This is a genomic window from Allobosea sp. P1_A7 (genome assembly GCF_056406775.1).
Window position 1 is genome coordinate 1 of the sequence record NZ_JBFTZN010000641.1, and the last position, 666, is coordinate 666.

Sequence of the window (666 nt, forward strand, 5' to 3'; positions counted from 1 at the left end):
TCACGTTAACCGCGGACCATTTCACGTTAACCGCGGACCATTGAAGCGAACTCAACCGGGTGACGGGCTCACGCTGCGAGGCCAGCGACGGCTTTCCATTGTGCCATGGCGCACAGACGATGCAGATGGATGGCGAGGGCGGAGCGACGGGACCGGGGCGGGACGAACAGATTGCGGACGGCGGAGAAGACGGCGACGAAGCGCTGCAGGCTGCCTGGAGATCGAAAGCCTTGCATCGTCCGCTCGCGCTTTCGGAGCGGCAGGTGTGAGTTCTCGGCCCGGTTGTTGAGGCCCTTGTGCGCGCGATGCTCGATCGTCGGCATGATCTGGCGCCGRGCGGCGGCATAGGAGCCGAGCTTGTCGGTGATCATCGGGCGCACAGCTCTGCTTCTTCAAAAGACGCCTCAGCAACCGCCGCGCTGCCTTGGTGTCACGCCGGGTCTGCACGATCTCATCTAGGGTATAGCCGTCCTGRTCGACCGCCCGCCAGAGCCAATGCTTCTTTCCGGCGATGGTGACGACGAYYTCGTCGAGRTGCCAAAGGTCGCGGCGGCTCGGCCTCTTGCGCTTCAGGCGGYGGGCGTAATCCCGCCCGAACTTCAAGGCCCAGCGCCGCACCGTCTCGTAGGAGACGGCGATGCCGCGCTCCAGAAGCATCTCCTCCAC

The 666-nt window shown here is 64.7% G+C and carries 1 pseudogene; it reads right to left on the reverse strand.

The window, feature by feature from the left end:
* Positions 1-68: 68 nt before the first annotated feature.
* A pseudogene (locus tag AC1D34_RS38175) lies at positions 69-666 on the reverse strand (IS6 family transposase); the annotation flags it as partial.